Origin of the sequence: Pseudoalteromonas sp. S3178, assembly GCF_005886985.1 — a bacterium.
Classification (GTDB): domain Bacteria; phylum Pseudomonadota; class Gammaproteobacteria; order Enterobacterales; family Alteromonadaceae; genus Pseudoalteromonas; species Pseudoalteromonas carrageenovora.
The window spans coordinates 1-233 of record NZ_PNCW01000539.1 but is presented as its reverse complement, the minus strand read 5'-3'; the positions used below and the strand labels follow the sequence as shown (position 1 = coordinate 233).

Here is a 233-nt window from a genome sequence, read left to right as displayed (position 1 = left end):
GATGTAACAGCCAAGGTTGTTCCATTTGCGCTTCAATTAATTTAAAGCCCCGATAGTCATGATTAAGAAGCAGACGTACCAATTTGTTGCGACGCTTAGCATCTAACATCCACGCAAACTGACGGAGACTATACATTTGATATTCATCGGCATCGATACGCATAAACTCGGTGGAGATTTGTCCTTTAAACAGCGCAGCCATGACATCAAACTCGACTTCGTTATCTAAATAA

1 protein-coding gene is annotated in these 233 nt (G+C 41.2%); it reads right to left on the bottom strand.

From position 1 onward, the window contains the following. On the bottom strand, positions 1 to 233 hold a 233-nt coding region (locus CWC11_RS22105; protein ID WP_138684268.1), incomplete at both ends, for a hypothetical protein.